Raw genomic sequence first — 21,457 nt, 5'->3', positions numbered from 1 at the left:
GCCCACGCAAAAACAAGCCACAAAAAACAAAAGCCTATTTATGAATCGCTTCGATTTTCTCGCTAAATGCGTCATAAGCACCAGCCATAATCTCTGTATGCTCGTTTTCAAACTCTTGCAAAATCCACCCCATTTTTTCTCTATATATGGATTCTTGCTCTTGGCTAGATTGTAGCTCTTTTTTTGCCTCCTCTAGTTTAGCCAAAAACGGGCTAGAGATTTTTGCTAGAGCAGCTTCAAACGCACCAAAATCGCTTATAATTCCATATTTTTGCGCTGATTCTCTAGCCTTTGTTTTTGTTTGCTGCATAGTTTCGTTGTGCCATTTCTCTATCTCTTTCATATTTTCATTTTTGTCTTTAAACTTGCTATAAAAATGCTCATAACCACTGCCGATAAGGTTGTCAGTTTTTGAGCGATTTTTCTGCTCGGCTTTTAGGATAACCTTTAGGATAGATTCTAGGGAGCTTATCCTTGATTTAAACGCGTTTTGTATATCTTGGATATATTTTTGCGTTTGGTCTTGCTTGTGTTTTTGGATTTGGGCTGATTGCTCGGTAGTGAGGGCTTGCAAGCTAGCTAGACTTCCTGCAAGTGCCACTCCAAACGCCACTCCTGCAAACATAGAGATTCTGCCTGACTTTTTCATTACTTACTCCTTTGGTTGTTGTATTTAGCTTTCTAGCCAAAAACCAGATTCTAACACTTTTTTTACAAAAAATCACAAATATCACATTACTTAGTGGTGTTTTTGGTGCTGTTTTTGTAGTATTTCGCGATATTTTTGGTTTTTTGTGGCGATTTTGGTTTGGATTTGCACGATATTTTTTGCAAAAACGCGCTAAATATTCACTCTCAAATTTCTAAACTATCAAATATTCTAAATTCACTTTAGCAATGCTTCATCTACTATGCAGGTAGCGATATGAGATACCGCACCCCTTAGAGATACGCAGCCATTGCTATCCTCGCTAGCTTGCGCTGGCTCTCCACTAGGTGGGATAAGCCTAGCACTGCTATCCACTCCATAAAACCGATACCCCACCACAAGCGCGGCTGCCATACCACTACCACAAGATAGCGTTACTCCCTCTACGCCCCGCTCATAAGTAGCAAACTCCACGCGCTTATCATCGATTTTGTGTGCGATAGTGATATTTGCATCAAATTTATCTCTAAGTATGGCTAAAATCGGCTTTGCTTGCGCGGTATCTCTAGCCTTTGGCAGCAAGTGCGCTGGCAAAAAGCACACAAGATGAGGCACGCCTGTGTTTAGAGAAAACCATTGGCTATTTTTGAGTGTCTCAAGCGTATCAAGGCAATCTCTAGCTAGCTTTTCACTCTCCTCTACAAAATCCCTCCCAAACTCTCCATCTAGCTCCTCCCCGCCAAAATCCCCTATCGCCCATCGCAGTGCCATATCCATACTAGAATCTTTGGATTCTTTTATCGCCTTTAGTGAAGTCTGCGAAGTCTGAATCTTTGTCATATACTCGGTAATATCCCGCAAAAGCACAATCTCTTTTAGCGTGCCAAGTTTTTTTAGGCTGTGAAATTTCCCTAGATTTGCCTGCACGATTTCGCCATTTACTTCTATGTCTATGACACCTGCGCCACTTAGGAAGCTGTGCCTTTGCTTTGCTAGCCCCGCTCCAAAGGCATAATGCCCCACGCATCTGCTCGCACTGCCACACATATTTGCCCTGCTCCCATCAGAGTTATAAAAATCCCACTTATACGCGGTATTTTGTGTGCTTGTGTCATTTGGAAGCACCACCACTAGCCCATCTGCTCCTATACCGCGAAATCTATCACAAAGCCTCACAGCAAGCGAGCTAAAATCCGCTTCTACAATCGTGTGAAAGATAAGGAAATCATTGCCATTTGCGCAGTATTTATGCAGAGTGATTGTTTGCATTTGGAGGGTTTTGCTCATCGTATCGCTCCTTGTTTTAAGTTTTTGTTGTTACTTTTCGCGCTTTTTTATCATTCTTGGCATATAAATTTACAAAATTCGTCCAATATTTAAGTTTTAGGTGTTAGAATTGTAGCGTATTTGAGTGTTTTTGGTGTGTTTTGTGCGCCTTTCATAGAAATACCAAGTGTAGAAAATTAAGGAGAAACAATGCAAAAAGACATACTGCTACTTATGGGCAGGTATAACCAAAGCGCAAATAGCGCGATGATAGAGGTGCTTGAGGATTTAGATGAGGTGGCATTGCACAAAGATAGGGGGCTTTATTACAAGTCCATTATCGGCACTATGGTGCATTACACCGCAGGCGATGCGAGTTTTTTCAAAGACTATTTTGCGTCCTTTTGTGAGAATCCACCAAGTGCAAGCAAAATCGAGGCAATGCTAGAATCTCCCTTTGCCCTCAAAAGCGAGATAGCAAATGACGCGACAAATCTTTTTGCCGCAAGGGAGGAAATCGATAGCTACATTTTGCAAGTGATTGAGGGGATAGGCGATTTTAGCGCGATAAAAGAGCTAGCTTTCCCGTGGGGAGCGATGAAAAAGCCTGTGTATCAATTCATCTTTGGGATACTCAATCACGGCACGCACCATAGAGGTATGATAGCCTCCGTGCTTGACACACTAGGCGTGCAAAACGACTTTAACGGCGCACTTGGAATCTAAGCCAAAATCTTTGGCAAACCAAATCCAAAAAACAAGACAAATACGCCACAAAAGTAGAAAATCAAAAAATCTACTCCTAAAAGCCCCAAAATCACGCAATCCAAAATCTAGGGAATCCTTTGGCACGAAAAAATATCACGCAAAATCTTAGCCTATATCTTGTCGCTAGCAGGGGGGAGAGGAGCGATGAGGAGTTTTTGGGCATAGTTGGTGATGCACTGCAAGGTGGGGTAAGTGTAGTGCAACTACGGCAAAAGCACCTTAGCTCAAGAGAATTTTACGCTCTTGCTTGCAAGCTAAAGGCACTTTGTGATAGACACTCCACCCCGCTTATCATCAATGACAGGATAGACATAGCCCTAGCGTGTGGTGCAAGCGGAGTGCATATCGGTGTCAAAAACGATTTGCCAGCCCAAGTGGCTAGGAGGATTTTGGGTGAGGATAAGATTTTGGGTGTGAGTGTAAATCAGCTAAATGAAGTAGATGAGCTAGCAAAAGATTTGCTTTATGCAGACTATCTAGGAGTGGGCGCGATATACCCTACGCAAAGCAAAGCAGACGCACTTACCATAGGTATAGATGGGCTAGCTAGTATCATAGAGCAAGTCGCCCAAAAAATCTCAAAAGACTTGCCCATAGTAGCTATCGGTGGGATAAATGAGGCAAATATCCACTCTCTAGCAAACACAAACATAGCAGGAGTAGCAGTGATAAGCGCGATAATGAACTCGCCAAATCCAAAGCAAAGTGCACAAAATCTAAAGCAAAGTATAAAACCAAAATCTAAGCCCTAAAAGTCTTTGTAAAAATCCAAAAAACCACCACAAAAACGACTTACAAAAGCAAGGCTAAAGCTAAACAGCAAGCAAGCTACAAATAAAGCAATGCTAAAACAACAGCCAAAATAACCAAAAGAACATAAAAAGGAATCTTATGAAAATCCTAAACAAAATTTTGGACAAAATCTCAAGCAAAATTTACAACAACCCCCAGCCAAAATCCCAAAATCTACCAAGCACACAAAAATCGCAAGAAGAGCAAAACACGCAAGATTTGACGCAAAGCACACCAAAAGACAACACACCAAACCAACCACCACAAACTTCACAGCCCACAAAAAGTGCGCAAAATCTAGCAAAAAACCCTCATCACTCTTTTCGCGCGCAAGTGTTTTTTGGGCTTGCTTTTTGTGTCTCGCTAGCCCTTATGGCGTGGCTTTATTATGCGTTTTTAAACGCCCTTTGTATAGCAGCACTACTATGTATCGCTAGCTATTTTATCAAGCAGTGGTTTTCTACCTTTATCAAAAGCAATGCTTTGTCTTCGCTCCTTAGCGTATGTGTGCTACTTTTGCTAATCATCGTGCCGCTGTTTTTTATCATTCATCTTGGGGCGTTATCGCTTCTTAGCGTTGATTGGCTACAAGCCCAATCGCTATATAGCCAAGCAAATGACAAAATCACCCAGATTTTATCCCTCATACCGATTAAAGTAAATCTACCATTAGAAGAAAATCTCTTATCAAAGTTTTCTCTATCCTCTATCGTGGCAAATGCCACCAAAATCGCCTCTTATGTGCTTATGAGCAGTGTAAGCTTTGTCATAGATATTTGTTTTATCGCGGTGTTTTTGTTTGTGTTTTTTTATTATGGAGGGCGGATTTATAAGTATATGGAGCGGATTTTGCCATTCAAAAGCGAGCAAATCGCCCTTGTCGCAGGCGAGATAAATGGCGTGCTTAGAGTGGTGTTTTTCTCTACGATTCTAAATGTCTGCTTACAAGGTGTTGCTTTTGGAGTGTGTGCGTGGGCATTTGGGCTTGATGGAGTGCTTTTGGGACTGCTTTATGGGATTTGCTCCCTTATCCCTATCATCGGTGGTGTGCTAGTGTGGCTTCCTACTTGTGCTGTGCTTTTTGCGCAGGGAAATCTTTTTGCTGCGGTGTTTTTGGCAGTGTATAGCGTGGTGTTTATAGCATTTATCATCGATAGCGTAGTCAAGCCATTTTTGATTCGCATAGTAAATAAAAAACTGCTTGATAAGCCACTAGAAGTGAGTGAATTTGTGATATTTTTTGCCATTTTTGCGGGGCTTGGAGCGTTTGGATTTTGGGGGATTATCTTTGGTCCTGCTATTAGCGTGTTTTTTATCGCATTGCTTAGAATCTATGAGAGAGATTTCGCCTAAACCAAATCTAAAAGCGCACCCCTCCAAGCGCACTAAAAGCCACACAATCTAAACGCCCAAACACCAAAGCCCCCCCACATAAAATCTCTTGCACAAAATCCAATCCCACAAAAACCAATCATACAAAACCCCTCACAAAACCTCTTGAGTCAAATCCCACTACTCTAAGCCCAGCCAAAAAATGGGCAAAAAAAAGGCACTAGACACAAATCTTTTGCGCCTAGTGCCTACCAAAACTAGAAAAAGCTAGAATCAAATTCTAGCTAAATGCGTTGTCTTAAAAGCCTTTAAGCACCGCCGCCGCCGTGCAAGCTAAGATTTGGCATAATGAAATCTATCCAAGGAATTCCTACAAGCAGATAGATTACCATATAAATCGCTGCAAAGATACCGCCAAGCAAGAAAAATGTCGGTCCTTTGATATAGTGGCTACCAAACCATAGCGGGCTGCACCCTGTGCCATACGGAGTGATAATCCCCATAAAGCCCATAGGCAAGATAAGAAGCAAGAGTGTTTTATTGACATCTAGTCCGGGGATTGATTGCACGAGCGTTACAAAGATAAGCATTACCGCTGTTACATACGCTGTCCCAGAGGCAAAGAAATATCGTAGCCAAGAAAACACCAACACAAGTGCGATAATCGCCACAATAGGCTCTACGCCATCAAACTTGCCATCAAAAAGATTTGCTAGCCAAGAGATAAAGCCCACATTGTTTAGCCCACCAGCCATAGCCACAAGCGTAGCAAACCACACTAGCGTATTCCACGCAGGCTTATTCCCTAAGAAATCCTGCCAAGTGATACACTTAGCCGCCACCATTAGCACTATCATTAGCAGTGCGGTAGTTGTCGCGTTTAGGTTATAAAGCGCACTCTTTGGGAAAAAGCTCCCGCCTACCCATAGCACAAGCCCGATAAGTGCGATGATAATCATAAAAATCTGCGGACGAGTGATTTTGCCAAGCGCGTCATATTTTTCTTTCGCCCAAGTAACGACTTCTTTACTTCCCTTTACTTCAGGCGGATAGATGACATAAGCCAAAATCGGCGTAATGAGGAACAAAATAATCCCCACAGGCAAAAACGCTAAAAACCAGCTTACCCAATCCACCACTTGCGCACCACCCTTTTCGATTTGAGTAAGTGCGAGTGGGTTTGGAGCTTGCCCTGTAAGGAAGATGGAGCTAGATACGCACGCACTTGCTAGTCCTACCCAGATGAGATATGCACCGATTTTGCGCGGATTTTTATCAGGGTGAGAGTCAAACATAGGCGCGATACTCGTTACGACAGGATACACAGAGCCACCGCTTCTAGCCGCATTGCTTGGGATAAATGGAGCGAGGATTAAATCCACTAGCGCAATGGCATAGCCTAGCCCTAGTGTGCTTCGTCCTAGCTTGCTTACAAGATATAGTGCTAGTCGCTCGCCAAGCCCTGTTTTAGAAAATCCTAAGCCAATGGTAAATGCAGCAAAGATAAGCCACACAACCGCGTTAGAAAATCCACTAATGCCCCAATTTAGCGCAGCTGCCGCAGTGATTTTGGCATCGACAAGTCCAGAATCTTTTGGTCCAAGTCGAAGCACCACTGCTATGACAATAGCTATCACGCCGATAAACGCAGGCGGAATGGGCTCTAAAATCAGCCCCAAAATAAGCCCCATAAACACGGAGAAATAAATCCACGCGTTATAAGAGCAGCCTTCAGGCGCATCTACGCCCCAAAATTTTGGCAAAATAAATATGATAAGCCCAAACACCACAGGTGCAAAGAGCTTAGCAAAAAACGCCACTTTGTCCTTTTCCATAAGGGAGTCTCCTTTCTCTATCCAAAGATTTTGCGATTTGTAAAACCACAGCTTATAGCTCGCTTAAAACAATCAAAAACTTTTATGTTTTTGTGCTAGTGGCTACTAAGGTGCGGTGCTTACAAAAACGCAGGCAAATTATATCTACAAAAAAAAAAAAAACGCGCTTTTATTTCATTGTTTTTGGACATATTCAATGAAAAATGAGGATTTTTTCTAGCTTTGAGAGATTTTGTAACCTTTGTGTAAAAAATTTTTTAACCTTTTGTTTTGGTGGTTTTGGCGATTCTTTGTGGTTTTTGTGATTTTTATCAATTCTAAAGCACAAGCGATAAAATCCAAAGCAACAAAATCAAAAGGCAAAAATAGAAAACTTTTGAGATAGGATTTCTACACAGATTTACGCGCTATAATAGAATCTTTACTATACTATGTGGTTTTTAGGCTTTCAAAAAGCAAATTTTAAGGAGTAAAAATGGCGACACGAAAAGAGCACGATTTTATCGGCGAGCTAGAGATTGATGATAGTGTGTATTATGGGGTGCAGACTTTTAGAGCGGTTGAGAATTTCAACATTTCTCACGACAGACTCGGGAATTTCCCGCGCTTTGTGCGAAATCTCGCCCGCGTGAAAAAGGCAGCTGCGCTTGCAAACTTCGAGCTAGGGCTACTTGATAAATCTATCAAAGACGCCATTGTGAGTGCGTGTGATAAAATCATACAGGGAGGATATTATGACCAATTTGTGGTGGATATGTTTCAAGGCGGTGCGGGCACAAGCACCAATATGAATGCAAATGAAGTCATCGCAAACATTGGGCTAGAGATTTTGGGACACAAAAAGGGCGAGTATCAATACCTCCACCCAAATGACCATGTGAACTTAAGCCAAAGCACCAATGACGCCTATCCTACCGCGCTAAGAATGGCATTGCACGATTATCTAAGCGATTTGGCAAAGGCTATGGAGCATTTAAAAAAGGCTTACGAGCGCAAGGCAAAAGAGTTTGAAAATGTGCTAAAAATGGGGCGCACCCAGCTCCAAGACGCCGTGCCTATGACTTTAGGTCGAGAATTTCAGACATTTGCAGTGATGATGGGCGAGGACATACAGCGCGTGCTAGAGGCTAGAAAGCTCGTCCTTGAAATCAATATGGGAGGCACAGCTATCGGCACGGGCATAAACTCTCACCCCGACTACCCAAAAGTGGTAGAAAAAAAGCTCCGTGAAGTAAGCGGGCACGACTATATCGTGGCGGGCGACTTGATAGAAGCTACCCAAGATACAGGCGCGTATGTCCAAATCAGTGGCGTGCTAAAGCGCGTAAGTGCTAAGCTATCCAAAGTCTGCAACGACTTGCGCTTGCTAAGTAGCGGTCCTAAATGCGGGCTAAATGAAATCAATTTGCCAAAAATGCAGCCCGGAAGCTCCATAATGCCGGGCAAGGTAAATCCTGTGATTCCCGAAGTGGTAAATCAAGTGTGCTTTTTTGTCATCGGCTCTGATGTTACCGTTACCTTTGCGAGCGAGGGCGGACAGCTCCAGCTAAATGTCTTTGAGCCTGTCATCGCATATAGCCTCTTTAACAGCATCGTTATGCTTGAAAAGGCAATGAAAACACTCGCGGATAAGTGCATTGACGGAATCACCGCAAATGAGCAAATCTGCAGTGATTTTGTTTATAATTCCATAGGAATCGTAACCGCGCTAAACCCCTACATAGGCTATGAGAATTCCGCCTCTATCGCCAAAGAAGCACTAAATACGGGCAAACGCGTATATGACTTGGCTTTGGAGCGAGGACTGCTAAGCAAAGAGGAGCTAGATAATATCCTAACCCCACAAAATATGCTAAATCCACACCTAAGCCGTGATGAGATTACAAAAAAGAAATAAAGGCAAAAAATGGATTCTAACAAAAACGCGAAAAATACTACAAAACCAAAAGCACTCCTAAGTGTAAGCGATAAATCAGGAATAGTAGATTTTGCTAGCGAGCTAATAAAACTAGGCTATGAGATACTATCCACAGGAGGCACGCTATCCACACTCAAGCAAGCAGGCTTGCAAGCTACTGAAGTGAGTGAATACACAAAAAGCCCCGAGCTTTTTGATGGGCGGGTAAAAACCCTCCACCCAAAGATTCACGGGGGCATACTCTATCGGCGTGATAATGAAAGCGACTGCAAAGCCGCACTACAAAACGGCATAGAAGACATTAGCCTAGTGTGTGTGAATCTATATCCGTTTTTTGCCACGACACAGCGCACCGATGACTTTAGCGAAATCATCGAAAATATCGACATAGGCGGGCCAACGCTTGTGCGCTCTAGTGCCAAAGGATATGCTAGCGTGCTAGTGCTTACAAGTCCTAGCGATTATCCCCTAGCCCTAGAAAAGCTAAAATCCAATCAAAACACCATAGAGTTTCGCAAAGAAATGATGATAAAGGCTTTTTGCCACACAGCGCACTATGACGCGATGATAGCAAACTATATGAATGAGCGATTTAATGAGGGATTTGGGGAGTGGGAGTTTATCTATGGGCGCAAAGTATGCCAAACGCGCTATGGCGAAAATCCACACCAAAAAGGCGCACTCTATGAAATGCCACATATAAGCGATTTTTACACGAAGCATTTTTACACGCTAAAAGGCGAAGCAAGCTTCAATAACCTAACAGATATGAATGCAGCAATCAAGCTAGCAAGTGCTTTTAACACCAAGCAAAATCTACACGCTATCTCTATCATCAAGCACGGCAATCCCTGTGGATTCGCCCTAAAGCCTACACCGCTTGAAGCCTACACTTCGGCACTAAAATGCGATAGCGTAAGTGCTTATGGAGGCGTAGTAGCAATAAATGGCACAATCAATGAAGAGCTAGCGCAAGAAATGTCTAAAACATACATAGAAGTGCTTGTAGCGTGCGACATCACGCAAGGTGCGCTAGAGATTTTATCCACCAAAAAACGCCAAAAGATTTTTATCACCAAGCAAGATAAACTATCCTTGCCAAAATCTAGCTATGATTTTAAGCGAATCGAGGGTGGGTTTGTCTATCAGCAAAGCGATAGTGTGAAAACAGATGAGGTAGCAAACGCGCAGCAAAAAAGCCACAAAAAAGCCACAAAAGAAGAGCAAATCGACTTAGAAATCGCCTACACCATAGCCGCACTTACTAAGTCAAATTGTGTCGCTTATGTCAAAGACAGCGCGTTAGTCGCCATAGGTATGGGTATGACAAGTCGCGTGGATGCCTCTAGGGCAGCATTGGCAAAGGCAAATGATATGGGGCTAGATGTGCGCGGGTGCGTGCTAGCTAGCGAGGCATTTTTCCCTTTTAGAGATAGTATTGACTTAGCAGCAAGCGCAGGAGTAAGCGCAGTAATCTGTCCGGGGGGAAGTATGCGAGATAGCGAAGTGATAGAAGCGGCAAATCAGCACAATATCGCGCTATATTTCACGGGAGTTAGGCACTTTTTGCACTAGATTTTGGGCTAGATTTTCACTATTTTTGACTTAAGGGGAGGAGTTGCAATTTAGCTTAAGCCCAAAATCCAAAGCTAGAGAATCAAAAGAAATAATGAAATCAAGGTGGGGGAAAGAGGGGAAAACCACAAAGTTACAAAGTAATAAAAATAAAAGGTAGTAAAAGCGGAGGGTAATAGGAGTGGTGGAGGTGCAGAGGCTCGAACTCTGGACCCACTGATTAAGAGTCAGTTGCTCTACCAACTGAGCTACACCTCCACAAAAATCACAAAATCAAAGACAAAATCAAAATCTATGCGCGAAGCCAAACGCCCCGCGCACAAATCAAAATCTTATCTCCAAGAAAGGAGGCGGGTGTAATTGTAGCAAAAATTTTATAAATCACATATAAAGCAATGTTGATTTACACCAAATAATACGAAAAATTGTATAATCCGCTTTTTGTATAACTTCGTTAGATTTTCACGCTTAGATTTTTCGGTTTCTAACCCCACTACATAAGCACACCTACCCAAAGGAGAATCAAATGCTACTTTTCACTCCCGGTCCCACCCCTATCCCCGAGTCCATTCGTCAAGCTATGGCTACACCCACACTTCATCACCGCACCAAAGAGTTTGAAGCCATTTTTGCCAAAACAAAAGCAGGGCTAAAGCTAATGCTAGATATGCCTGAAGTGCTACTACTTGCTAGCAGTGGCACGGGAGCTATGGAGGCGTGCTTGCTAAGCCTTACTACTTCAAAGATTCTAACGATAAATTGCGGTAAATTTGGCGAGCGATGGGGAAAAATCGCCAAAGCACACAATCTCCCTTACCAAGAGATAAAGCACGAGTGGGACACGCCACCAAGCCCAAATGAAGTGCTAGATGCAATAAAAGCTGATTCTAGCATTGATGCGATTGCTTTGCAGGTGTGCGAGTCTGCAGGCGGGCTTAGGATAGATATAGAATCTATCGCAAAATCTATCAAGCAGCACAACCCTAGCATAATGATAATCGCAGATGGAATCACCGCTATGGGAGTAGAAAAAATCGACACCACGCACATAGACGCACTCATTGGCGGAAGCCAAAAGGCGTTTATGCTACCACCTGCAATGAGTATCATAGGGCTATCTAGCAAAGCCATAGAGCGCATAGAGGAGCGCAATCTTGGGCTTTATTTCAACCTTGCTATTGAGCTAAAAAATCAGCGCAAAAACACGACTGCTTGGACTGCACCCACGACAATCACACAAGGACTTCTCAAATACTTTGAGATAGTAGAATCTATGGGAGCAAAAAAACTTGGCAAAGACTCATTTATCCAAAATCCTAGCGAGTTTGACACGCAAGCCTTGCAAGCAGGCATACAAGCAGTCTATGAGCACAGCAAAAAGCTAAGCCTATCCACCAAAGCCGCGCTAAAAGCACTAGGACTTCCCCTCTACCCCAAATCCCCCGCGCTAGCGATGAGCGCGGTATATGACAAAGAAAATGCTGTGAAAATCCGCTCCGAGCTAAAAGCACTAGGAGTGAATGTCGCCGCTGGACAAGACCACATAAAAGAGCAGATTTTCCGCATAAATCATATGGGGCTTATAGAAGTGTATGAAGCTGCGTGGGTGATAAACGCGCTAGAAATCGCCCTAGATAGGTTAGGGCTACGCAAATTTGATGGCGCGGGAAATAGGGCATTTATGCAGGAATTTTATGCGGACTAGATTTGGCTAGATTTTTACAGATTTTGCGTGGGAAATCAAAATAAGCCTTGAGAAGATATTTTGCTGTGATTTTTGAGCGATTTATTGATGATTTTGTGGTGATTTTGGCTAGTTGTATGCCATTGTTGTGGTGGCAGTGAGTGGCTATAAGTAGATTTGGTAGTATTTAAAAGAAGCGATGAAAAAGACAATCTATTATGCTTATGCAGATTTTTTAGATGATATGAAAGCTTTGAGTGCACGCATAGAAGCGGAGTTTGGCATTCCTCAAGCTATCGTGTGCATCGCACGAGGTGGAATGTGTATGAGCCATTTTCTAGCACTGAAGTGGAATCTACGCGCAGAATCTATCTACACCATAAACGCCACTTCTTACGCAGATAGAGAAGCAAAGCACTCCCTAACACTTGGGGAAATCCCCCACATAGAGCAAAATCGCGTGCTAATAGTTGATGAGATAGTAGATAGCGGACGGAGCTTAAGCGCGGTTATGCGCTCTCTAAACAAAGCATATCCGCGCGATAAATTTGGCAAAGAATTTGCAAGTGCAGTGATATTTCAAAAATCAGGCGCAAGTGTGGTGGCGGATTTTTATGTGCGAGAAAATAAAGAATGGATAGACTTTTTTTGGGAAGTGGATATGCTAGATTCTTAAAAACTATGTCTTTACGCAAAAAAAGTCAAAATCTTGTAAATCAAAATCTAAAACAAAGCGCAAATGTAATCGCACAAAACAAATATGATAAAACCGCTAGCATTGCCTAGCAGGCATTTTTGGCTAGCTCTGCCAAATCCTCCCTTAAGCAACCCTCCAAATACTTATACCAACTGCTAACAAGCATAGTAGCCCCTCTATCCACAATCGCCACAAGCACAAACCCCCTAAACTGCCACACTAATAGCCACGCAAAAGCAAATAAGCACCATAAGCCAAATAGCTCATTTATCACAATGCAAATAAAAACCTCGCATTTTTGGTAGAGTGATTTCGCCTAGAGCCAGATTCCCTATGCAAGCTAGCTACACTATGTTAAGCACAAAGACTAGCTTGCGCATTTATTTAGCGGGCTTAGCACTTTTTGTGCTTGCTCTACTCCTTGTGCTTCTTGTGGTGGTTGTGCGAGTAGCTCGCGTCCTTGTAGTAGCTCTAGCGCGAGTCGTAGGAGCTTTGGCAGATTCTTTTTGTGCTTTGCTTTCCTCTTTGTCTTCTTTTTTGTCTTTTTTGCCCTTTTTCTTTTTGTCTTCCTTATCCTCTTTTTTATCTTTTTCTTGGAATTTCTCGTATTTTTTCTTGCCTTTCATCTTGCCAAGTGCCACGCCCACAGCCTCGCCTATGTTGCTAAATCCATCGGCTTTCAAAAATATCTCTAGCTCTTTGTTGATAGTCGAGCAAAGAGTAGGTCCCTCATAAATAAACGCCGTATAAACCTGCACGAGGCTAGCTCCCATCTGCATTCGCTCATAGACATCTCTAGCACTAGATATGCCACCTACTGACATTATCACACCCCTGCCAAAAAACGCCTTTGTAAGCTCGCTCAAAATCTCCAAACTCTTTTGCTTTAGCACCTCACCACTGATTCCGCCATTTCTAGGGCTAGCCACAAGGGTAGAATCCACCGTAGTATTTGTCGCTACGATTCCGCTAGCACCGCTTGATAGCGCACTATCACATACTTTTAGCATTTTGTCTATCTCTATATCTGGCGCGATTTTTAAAAACACAGGCTTTTTGGTGTGTGTTTTTGCCATTTCAAAAAGCTCTTTGACAAATTTTTCATTTTGCAAATCGCGTAGTTTTGGAGTGTTTGGCGAAGAGAGATTAAACACATAATAATCCCCCACTTTTAGCACATCTTTTAGGGCGTCCTCATAGTTGTATAGAGAATCTTTGATTTGGACATCTTTATTTTTGCCTATATTCACTCCGATGGGTATGCTAAATGGATAGTGTTTTTGGATATTTAGAGAAAACTCCTTACTCCCGCAGTTGTTAAACCCCATTTCATTTTGGAGGCTTTGCTCATCGATATGTCGAAACAATCGCGGCTTTGGATTGCCCACTTGAGGGATTTTGGTTATCGTGCCAAGCTCCAAAAACCCAAACCCTAGCGCACCAAGTGCTTTTACCATTTCACCGTCTTTATCAAACCCTGCAGCAAGTCCTACGGGATTATAAAAATCTAGCCCGCACACTTTTGTTTTTAGCTTGTCGCTTTTGTAGCCACCGCTGATTTTTAGTAGCAAATCATCAGCAAAAGGAATATCTGGCAGCTTGTGAAGCACTGCTTTTACGAGGCTATGCGCTCGCTCTGGGTCTAGCTTAAAAAGCACAGGGCGGATTTTTTGGTAGAGGCTCATTTGTTTGTCCTTTGTATTGGGATTAGTAGATTTTGCAAACGACTTGCAAGCCAATTATTGGGCTTATCCTGCGGATTTACGCCAAATCTACACTATGAGATTTTGCTTTTGTGTTTTTGTCTTTAGCAGAATTTGTCTTTAGGATTCTCCCACCATTCGTTGCAATAGTTTTTTTGCTTTGGTGTTTTGAGTGGATTCCTTTTTTACGCTTTTGCTCGCTTCATTTACAAACCTCTCATACACCACTTGCGAAGAGATGGGATTCTCTTTTGGCGTTGGGATTTTTTTATACTCGCCATCGCTTTGAAGCTGGTGGATTTGGACATTATCGCTTAGCTGGATATTTACGATTTCGATGAGTTTGTCAGCTATTGTCTTGTTTGTCGCAGGAGTAAGTAGCTCTACTCTGCGCTCTAGATTGCGCGGCATCAAATCCGCACTTGCAAAAAACACTTTTTCTTTTGAGTGGGCAAAATAGTAGATTCTAGCGTGCTCCAAATACTTGCCGATGATAGAAAACACGCGGATATTATCGCTTAGTCCTTTGACATTTGGACGCAGACAGCACACCCCGCGAATGATTAAATCAATCTGCACACCTGCTTTAGAGGCTGCATACAGCGCGTCTATGACATCAGTATCCACAAGCGCGTTTGCCTTTAGTATGATTCTACCCTCTTTGCCAAATGTAGATTCTGCTTTGATAAGCTCCAAAATCTTTGGCTTTATCTGTGTAGGCGCGGTAAATAGCGTTTGAAGTTTGCTTTTGTGCGAGCTACCTGTGGATAGCGAGTGGAAAAACTTAATCGCATCATTACCAATGTCTTTATTCACAGTAAGCAGGCTAATATCTGTGTAGATTTTTGCCGAAGCGGTGTTGTAATTCCCTGTGCTTAGATGCACATATTCAGTTAGCTTATCGCCTACTTTTTTGATGACAAGGGCGATTTTGGCGTGAACCTTTAGCCCGGGCACGCCATAGATGACATGCGCACCTGCAGATTCTAGCGCACGCGCCCAATGCAAGTTATTCTCCTCATCAAATCGTGCCTTTAGCTCCACAAGCACTGTTACTTGCTTATCCTCTGCTGCTTGGATTAGTGCTTTTACTATGGGGGAGTTTTTGCCCACGCGATAGAGTGTCATTCGTATAGACAACACATTTGGGTCTTTTGCTGCGGTTTTGATAAACTCCACCACAGGGTCGAAGCTCTCATAAGGGTGAAACATCACAATGTCTTGAGATTCTATCGTGTCTAAAATATTGGATTCTGCATCAATAGGTGGTAAAGACTTTGGCACAAATAGCGCAGAACCAAGATGGGCAAAATCCTTTGCCCCCACTAGCTCCCAAAGTGTGCCAAGATTTAGCAAGATATTATACGCATAAGTGTCCTCTATGGGAATATCCACTTGCTTTTGGACAAAATCTTTTAGCTCTTTTTTGCCCTCTCCCACTTCAAGCCTTGTGATTTCGCCCCTTTTGCGCGCTCGCAATGACTCACTCATCAGCTGCATAAAGTCATCTGCTTCGTCCTCCTCTATCTCAAAGTCAGCATTGCGCGTAACGCGGAAAGGAATATAATGCTCCACGCTATGTCCCAAAAACAGCTCTGAAGCAAACTCCCCGACTATGCTTTCCACAGGGACAAACACGCCTTTATCGATTTCTACAAACCGCTTTAGCACGCGCGGAATGCGTATGATTCCGTATTTGATTTCTTTTGTTTCGTTGTTTTTTAGCTCGATTACGATACCAAAGCTAAGATTGTTTAGATGAGGAAATGGGTGGGTAGCATCCACCACGATAGGCACAATCACAGGATAAAGATAGTGTATGAAATAGTCGTGCAAAGCGATTTTTTGGGTTTTGTTTAGCTCATCAAAGTTTTTGATTTTTAGCCCTTGCTTATCTAGCGAAGTGCGAATCTCATTAAAAAGTTTTGCCACTTCGCCTTTCTCTGCGTGCAAATACTCTCTTATGGATTTTAGCTGCTGTGCGGCAGTTAGCTTATCTGCTCCTATTTTAGTTATCCCGCTTGCATAGAGCTTCTTTAGCCCCGCCACGCGAATCATATAAAACTCATCAAGATTTGTCCCATAAATAGCCAAAAACTTTAGTCTATCAAGCAGTGGCAAGCCCTCTCTACGCGCTTCATTTAGCACTCGTGAGTTAAATCGTAGCCAAGATAGTTCTCTATTGAAGTATTTGGTATCGACTATTTCCATTCTCTACTCCTTATGTTTTGATTTTGCGCTTGCTAGTATTTATCGCGCCAAATGCTCCCCGACAGATATATCCCCAAATGTTTCCACAAAAGTAAGCAAAATCATTTAGAGATTTTGTGCCAAACCTAAATCGTATATTCTACCCTAAAATCTATGATAATGTATGCAAATCCCAAATAAAATCAAAATCGCACAAAAATTTTCAATTTTATTACTTTTTGTCAAATTAGCTTGCAAATCGTTGTTTGCAAATCACCACATATCACTTGCGTGAAATCCGCTTGTGATTTTTGTGTATTTTCTTAGTATGTATTTTTAAATATGAAGTTTGGCTTGTTTTGTCATTTTTGGCTGATTTTGCTATGCCATTATTTTTTAGATTCTTGTATTTTTATGTATTCTTGTGGCGAAATTTAAGTATTTTCTAGGATTCTAGCTTACTAGCACAAATCCTATCAAGCAAATCCACTAGCACCGCTACAAACTCATCAAAACTCCCCAAATCAAGCCTTTCTTGCAAAGAGTGTGGGGACAAAATCGTAGGACCTATGGACGCCATAGCGATTTGTCCTAGCCCCATTTTGGCAAACCTCTCTTGCAAAATCCCACACTCTAGCCCCGCGTGGATACTCCCCACCTCACAATGTCGCCATTTATACGCTTGGATAATCATCTGCAAGATTGGGGATTTCGCGCGTGTATCTAGCTCCTTTTCCCACGCGCCATATTCATTAGAAATAGCAATATTTGCGCAAGAATCGTTTTTGGAAATATGTGAGCCTTTGGAAGTGCATAAGGTTTCAGTGGTGCGCAGATTATTTGATGCTGTTTGCAAATCCTTGCGTAAATCTTCGTGTAAATTTCTGCTTGATTCTTTGTGTAAGTCTTGTGTGTGGTTTTCTAGCAAGCCTTGTAGCACAAGCACAATTTGAGATTTTGTAGATTTTAGCAAAGCATTTGTATTTGCCCTAGCTTTTAGTATGAAGTGTAGCGCACTATTGTCGCCACTATCACAGGCTTTGTCTGCTTTGCTTAAGCAAGGCGTTTTTGAGGACAAGTCGCTATTGCTTTTGTCTTTTGATTTTTGTGCTTGAAGTGGTTTTTGTGTGGGCTCTATCATCGCTATGTTTAGTGAGCTTAGCACCTCACCATTCTCTCCCCTCTCCCACACCCCGTGATTTAGTGCCAAAATCACTTTTGATAGCAGTCTTTTATCATAAGGTTTTTGCTCTAAAATCTGCTTATAATCCCTTGTATTGCTATAAGGCTTTAGCAAAAACCCCGTTTTTATGCCATTATTTTTCTCCTCATTTTTTGTGTCGTTAGAATTTTTAGCCACATATATATGAATACTACCTCTCTCTAGCCCAGACTCTACCAAAAGCCCGACTTTTTGTAGTTCGCGCTGCAAGTCCTCTCCTTGCAGAGAAAATCCCATTATCGCTTCTAGTCCCACAGGGATAGAGTTTGGCTTCTCTCCAGAGCGCAAATCATAAAGCTCACATAGCTCCTCCCCACAGCACTCACAAATCACTTCTAGCAAACGCGCAAACTCCACGATACTAGAGCGGATATTTCGATGAATATCCACACCACTATGCCCACCCTCAAAGCCAAATGCTTTTATTTCATATAGTTTTTTAGATTTTTTCGCTTCTTTCTCTACCGCATTTTTTATCGCCAAATCCTCCTTTGCCAAACCCACCCCACTATCCGCGCAAGCAAAATCTAGCGCACAAAAATCAAACTCCACATCAAACCCTCCAGCACAGCCTATAATGATTTCGCCAAAAAATTCACTATCAAGATTTAGTAAAAAGTTTGATTTTATCGGCAATTCTAGCTCGTTTGCCCCGCACAATCCCACCTCCTCATCATTTGTCAAAATCGCTTCAATATATGGCGCGTATCGCTCCTGCATAAATAGCCACAAAATACTTGCCACACCCACGCCATTATCCGCACCAAGAGAGGATTCCCTAGCACGCAAAAATCCACAAGAATCCACATAAGGCGTTATCGCTTCGCCAAGCTGTGCCCTACCCACACCCACCATATCATAGTGCGCTTGCAGGCAGATTTTGGGCGAAACTTCACATTTTAGAGGTTTTTTGCAGATATAAATATTTCTAGCCCTATCTGTGCGCACTTCTAGCCCCAAGCTCTCACAAAAACCACAAAGATAGTCAAACATTTCTTGCGTATGATATGATTTATGTGGAATCTCACAAAGTCGCTCAAAAATCTGCAATGGCGTAAGCGATGTAGTCAAAGTAGCTGATTTTGCCCTCTTAGCTAGCAATGCTTTGGGAAGTGTGGGGGATTTTTGTGAAGTATGCGCTGTTTTATTTGTCATTTTGCTTCTTTTATGATGATTTGCTAGATTTGCTCGCCTTTTTAATACTTTTTACGCGGCACTTTTTATAATACTCTTTATGCAACACTTTTTGTAAAATCTAGTGCGCAATTAGCGTATCTAAGCCCATTTTTCTTTTAGAAAACTCTACGATTTTGCCGTGATAGCGAGCATAGATTTTTGCTAGCTTGATTTCTCCATATAGTCTTTGTGTATTGCCCAAATCCATAAACCACGCTTGTAGCTCCTCATACTCCTCTATCTCTATGCCAAGCCCGCATAGTAGCTTGTAGCTATATCTATCCACCACCATTATTTCCCTCTCACACGCGTAGTTTAGGATACTATCAGCACTCTCTTTGCCTATGCCCTTTTGAGCTAGTAGCCACTCACGACTTACTTCACTCCTAAATGCAGCAAAACTACCAAAATCCGCCACTATCGCTCGTGCTATGGCGATAAGCCTAGCAGATTTTTGCCGATAAAGCCCGCTTGGAGTGATAAAAGATTCTATGCTAGCGCATTTTGAGAGATTATCTAGGCTTTCCTCATCATCATCGCTTAGTATGCGTGCGGTTTTTAGATTGCTTAGAGAGGCTTGCACGGCTTCCCACCTGCTATTTTGCACTAGCACTGCCCCACAAACCACCAAAAAACTAGGCGCACCCTCCCACCACCATTCTCCAAAACCACGCAGTAAATCTAGCCTCTTTAGTCGCTCCAAAAGCCACATACTATCTATATCACCTATGCTATTCATCGCTTCCCCTAGTGCTTTTGTCAAATTTTAAGCGCGATTATAGCATATTTGTCAAACCCCAAACTTCAAATGCGCTATAATGCGGGATTTATACCAAAATTTTCTAGGCTTTTTTTGTGTGGCTTTTATCGTTTTTGTAGCAAAGATTGCAACAAGGACTTATAGCAAAAACTTATAGTAAGATAATTTTTTAGTTTTTACAATTATCATAAATTTTCACAAGCAAAGGCAAAATATGTTTCTCACTAGAGATACACTCTTTATGAATCACTGCATAGACTTGGCGTGGCTTGCCCAAACGCTTACCTTGCCAAACCCACCTGTGGGCGCACTACTGCTAGACAAAGACTACGAAATCATATCAAGTGCAATCCACCTAAAAGCAGGCACAGCACACGCTGAAGTGCTAGCACTACTTAGCGGATATGAGGCGATGAGTGGGGAAAAAAGCGCTCTAGACAAAAATAGCGAGCCTAGCAAAATCCACGAGTTTTTGTGCAAGAATCATAAAGGACTTTTTAGGGATAAAATCCTGCTAATCACCCTTGAGCCTTGCAACCACTATGGAAAAACCCCACCTTGTGCCAAACTTTTGTGCGAGCTAAAACCTACCAAAGTCATCATCGCTTTCAAAGACAAATGGGGAGAATCTAGCAATGGCGCACAAAGGCTTCAAAGCGCGGGTGTGAAAGTGGAATTTTTGCAAGATTTTCAAAGTGCTTATTTGCAAAATTACTCAAAAGATAGCGATTTTCAAAGCAGAGATTTGCAAAACTCACGCAAAAATCAAAACCCCGATACTCAAAAGCAGCAAAACCTAGCACAAAATCCGTCCAAAAACACTTACAATTTGCTACCAAAATCCACCAACGAAAAAATCCTAGACTTACTTTATCCGTTTTTGTGCTTAAAAGAAAACGGACGATTCAATCTATTTAAACTAGCGATGAGGGCAAATGGCGACTACAAAAGCGGGAGCATATCAGGCGTAGCCTCGCGCACATTCACACACAATCAACGATGTATCGCCCAAACCATAATCATCTCTGGAAACACCGCAATAAATGATACCCCACGACTTGACACGCGCTATGCTGATAACCTCTACGCGCAAAAATCTAGCCCAAAAAGTTTAAGCCAATCTAGCTTAGATGATTTTGGTTTAGATTTTGATGACACAAATGCTGCGCAGCAAAATCCTCTAGCAAGTCTAGCCCAAAACCTCACGCGAAATCTCACACAAAGCCCCTCACAAAAGCAACAAAACCTAGCGCAAAATCTACCAAATATAGAGATTTTTACGCGTGATAAAGAGGCTTTAATCACAAAAGCCAAGCAGGATTCTAAACTAGCAAATCTCCTATCCCAAAAGCGAGTATCCATAAAAACCTCGATAGACACGCTAAGTTTGAATAGTGGCTTTACTATCATCGAGGGTGGATTCCCTCTTTTGGAAGTATTGATAGACAAAGTCGATATGCTGCTTTTGCACATATCGCCTAGCCTTTTATCCGCCACTTTGGAGAAAAAAGGGCAAATATCAAAGTGGAAAGGTAGTAAATATGGAGATAAAAAAGCAAATGAGCAAAATAGGTTAGAGCAGATTTTACGACATTTTAGGATTTTGCACACCACGATTTTAGATGATGAGTTAGGGGACGCAAAAAACACAGCACAAAATGATTCAAATAATGAACTTTTTGTGCAAGATTTTGCCTTAGATTCCCAAAAATACAATACACAAAATAAAAAAACTTCAAAAATAGATTCCAAACCTTGCACACAGAATTTTCAGCAAAAATCCACACAAGAAACACAAGAAACGCAAAAAAGCCAAGCAAAATCCCAAGATTTGCTAGTATGGCTAAAGCCAATAAGTCCTAGCTAAGCACATATCAGAGCAAACTAAGG

The 21,457-nt window shown here is 42.2% G+C and carries 14 protein-coding genes, 1 tRNA gene and 1 pseudogene; 8 read left to right on the top strand and 8 right to left on the bottom strand.

Translation table 11 applies throughout. The annotated features are described in order from the left end of the window. Positions 1-34 precede the first annotated feature (34 nt). Complete coding sequence (locus HMPREF2086_RS00440) at positions 35-649, bottom strand: hypothetical protein (protein WP_023926753.1); 615 nt, start codon at positions 647-649, stop codon at positions 35-37. 237 nt (positions 650-886) lie between these two features. Beyond that, positions 887-1,936 (bottom strand): diaminopimelate epimerase, encoded by a 1,050-nt coding sequence (locus HMPREF2086_RS10480; RefSeq protein ID WP_023926752.1) that lies wholly within the window; start codon positions 1,934-1,936, stop codon positions 887-889. A 189-nt stretch (positions 1,937-2,125) separates the two neighbouring features. Between HMPREF2086_RS10480 and HMPREF2086_RS00420 the strand changes: the two genes are divergently transcribed. The 3 genes from HMPREF2086_RS00420 to HMPREF2086_RS00410 all read left to right on the top strand — a co-directional run bounded on the left by HMPREF2086_RS00420 (position 2,126) and on the right by HMPREF2086_RS00410 (position 4,828). Further along, positions 2,126-2,641, top strand: a complete 516-nt coding sequence (locus HMPREF2086_RS00420) for a DinB family protein (RefSeq protein ID WP_023926751.1) — start codon at positions 2,126-2,128, stop codon at positions 2,639-2,641. Between the two features lie 119 nt (positions 2,642-2,760). After that, positions 2,761-3,435, top strand: coding sequence for a thiamine phosphate synthase (gene thiE, locus HMPREF2086_RS00415; protein ID WP_023926750.1), 675 nt, complete (start codon positions 2,761-2,763; stop codon positions 3,433-3,435). 139 nt (positions 3,436-3,574) lie between these two features. Then, entirely contained in the window at positions 3,575-4,828 is a 1,254-nt protein-coding gene (locus tag HMPREF2086_RS00410) for an AI-2E family transporter (protein WP_023926749.1), read from the top strand. A gap of 287 nt (positions 4,829-5,115) precedes the next feature. Here HMPREF2086_RS00410 and HMPREF2086_RS00405 read toward each other — a convergent pair whose 3' ends face one another. Then, on the bottom strand, positions 5,116-6,642 hold the full coding sequence (locus HMPREF2086_RS00405; RefSeq protein WP_023926748.1) for a DASS family sodium-coupled anion symporter: 1,527 nt from the start codon (positions 6,640-6,642) through the stop codon (positions 5,116-5,118). A 475-nt stretch (positions 6,643-7,117) separates the two neighbouring features. Between HMPREF2086_RS00405 and aspA the strand changes: the two genes are divergently transcribed. Continuing rightward, on the top strand, positions 7,118-8,539 hold the full coding sequence (gene aspA / locus HMPREF2086_RS00400) for an aspartate ammonia-lyase (protein ID WP_023926747.1): 1,422 nt from the start codon (positions 7,118-7,120) through the stop codon (positions 8,537-8,539). A gap of 9 nt (positions 8,540-8,548) precedes the next feature. After that, positions 8,549-10,135 carry a bifunctional phosphoribosylaminoimidazolecarboxamide formyltransferase/IMP cyclohydrolase gene (purH, locus tag HMPREF2086_RS00395; RefSeq protein ID WP_023926746.1) on the top strand — a complete coding sequence of 529 codons (1,587 nt, stop codon included), beginning with the start codon at positions 8,549-8,551 and terminating at the stop codon, positions 10,133-10,135. A gap of 182 nt (positions 10,136-10,317) precedes the next feature. On the opposite strand, the gene HMPREF2086_RS00390 is transcribed toward purH, so the two are convergent. Then, positions 10,318-10,393, bottom strand: a tRNA-Lys gene (locus tag HMPREF2086_RS00390). Between the two features lie 268 nt (positions 10,394-10,661). On the opposite strand from HMPREF2086_RS00390, the gene HMPREF2086_RS00385 reads away from it, so the two are divergent. Together HMPREF2086_RS00385 and HMPREF2086_RS00380 are read left to right on the top strand one after the other, a co-directional pair. Continuing rightward, positions 10,662-11,840, top strand: a complete 1,179-nt coding sequence (locus tag HMPREF2086_RS00385) for a pyridoxal-phosphate-dependent aminotransferase family protein (RefSeq protein WP_023926745.1) — start codon at positions 10,662-10,664, stop codon at positions 11,838-11,840. Between the two features lie 178 nt (positions 11,841-12,018). Continuing rightward, the gene (locus HMPREF2086_RS00380) at positions 12,019-12,495 is read left to right on the top strand and encodes a phosphoribosyltransferase (protein WP_023926744.1); all 477 of its coding nucleotides are present in this window, start codon (positions 12,019-12,021) and stop codon (positions 12,493-12,495) included. Positions 12,496-13,148: 653 nt separating this feature from the next. On the opposite strand, the pseudogene pyrD reads toward HMPREF2086_RS00380, so the two are convergent. From pyrD to HMPREF2086_RS00355, 4 genes and pseudogenes are all read right to left on the bottom strand, one after another. Beyond that, a pseudogene (pyrD, locus tag HMPREF2086_RS00370) lies at positions 13,149-14,201 on the bottom strand (dihydroorotate dehydrogenase (quinone)); the annotation flags it as partial. Between the two features lie 138 nt (positions 14,202-14,339). Continuing rightward, positions 14,340-16,430: an RNA degradosome polyphosphate kinase gene (locus HMPREF2086_RS00365; protein WP_023926742.1), complete on the bottom strand. Its 2,091-nt coding sequence runs from the start codon at positions 16,428-16,430 to the stop codon at positions 14,340-14,342. A 424-nt stretch (positions 16,431-16,854) separates the two neighbouring features. Beyond that, entirely contained in the window at positions 16,855-18,786 is a 1,932-nt protein-coding gene (locus tag HMPREF2086_RS10475; protein WP_023926741.1) for a zinc-binding metallopeptidase family protein, read from the bottom strand. Positions 18,787-18,886: 100 nt separating this feature from the next. Beyond that, positions 18,887-19,546: a 3-methyladenine DNA glycosylase gene (locus HMPREF2086_RS00355; protein ID WP_023926740.1), complete on the bottom strand. Its 660-nt coding sequence runs from the start codon at positions 19,544-19,546 to the stop codon at positions 18,887-18,889. Between the two features lie 235 nt (positions 19,547-19,781). On the opposite strand from HMPREF2086_RS00355, the gene HMPREF2086_RS00350 reads away from it, so the two are divergent. After that, positions 19,782-21,434 carry a dihydrofolate reductase family protein gene (locus HMPREF2086_RS00350; protein WP_023926739.1) on the top strand — a complete coding sequence of 551 codons (1,653 nt, stop codon included), beginning with the start codon at positions 19,782-19,784 and terminating at the stop codon, positions 21,432-21,434. The last annotated feature ends 23 nt before the right edge of the window (positions 21,435-21,457 follow it).

Source organism: Helicobacter macacae MIT 99-5501 (assembly GCF_000507845.1).
GTDB lineage: Bacteria > Campylobacterota > Campylobacteria > Campylobacterales > Helicobacteraceae > Helicobacter_B > Helicobacter_B macacae.
The sequence above is the reverse complement of the archived record's forward strand: the minus strand, read 5'-3'. Positions and strand labels throughout refer to the sequence as shown.

Bases quoted from the DNA above. Each gene is read 5' to 3' on its own strand.
- HMPREF2086_RS00440 (WP_023926753.1), bottom strand. From the start codon at position 649: ATGAAAAAGTCAGGCAGAATCTCTATGTTTGCAGGAGTGGCGTTTGGA.
- HMPREF2086_RS10480 (WP_023926752.1), bottom strand. From the start codon at position 1,936: ATGAGCAAAACCCTCCAAATGCAAACAATCACTCTGCATAAATACTGC.
- HMPREF2086_RS00420 (WP_023926751.1), top strand. From the start codon at position 2,126: ATGCAAAAAGACATACTGCTACTTATGGGCAGGTATAACCAAAGCGCA.
- HMPREF2086_RS00410 (WP_023926749.1), top strand. From the start codon at position 3,575: ATGAAAATCCTAAACAAAATTTTGGACAAAATCTCAAGCAAAATTTAC.
- HMPREF2086_RS00405 (WP_023926748.1), bottom strand. From the start codon at position 6,642: ATGGAAAAGGACAAAGTGGCGTTTTTTGCTAAGCTCTTTGCACCTGTG.
- aspA (WP_023926747.1), top strand. From the start codon at position 7,118: ATGGCGACACGAAAAGAGCACGATTTTATCGGCGAGCTAGAGATTGAT.
- purH (WP_023926746.1), top strand. From the start codon at position 8,549: ATGGATTCTAACAAAAACGCGAAAAATACTACAAAACCAAAAGCACTC.
- HMPREF2086_RS00385 (WP_023926745.1), top strand. From the start codon at position 10,662: ATGCTACTTTTCACTCCCGGTCCCACCCCTATCCCCGAGTCCATTCGT.
- HMPREF2086_RS00380 (WP_023926744.1), top strand. From the start codon at position 12,019: ATGAAAAAGACAATCTATTATGCTTATGCAGATTTTTTAGATGATATG.
- HMPREF2086_RS00365 (WP_023926742.1), bottom strand. From the start codon at position 16,430: ATGGAAATAGTCGATACCAAATACTTCAATAGAGAACTATCTTGGCTA.
- HMPREF2086_RS10475 (WP_023926741.1), bottom strand. From the start codon at position 18,786: ATGACAAATAAAACAGCGCATACTTCACAAAAATCCCCCACACTTCCC.
- HMPREF2086_RS00355 (WP_023926740.1), bottom strand. From the start codon at position 19,546: ATGAATAGCATAGGTGATATAGATAGTATGTGGCTTTTGGAGCGACTA.
- HMPREF2086_RS00350 (WP_023926739.1), top strand. From the start codon at position 19,782: ATGTTTCTCACTAGAGATACACTCTTTATGAATCACTGCATAGACTTG.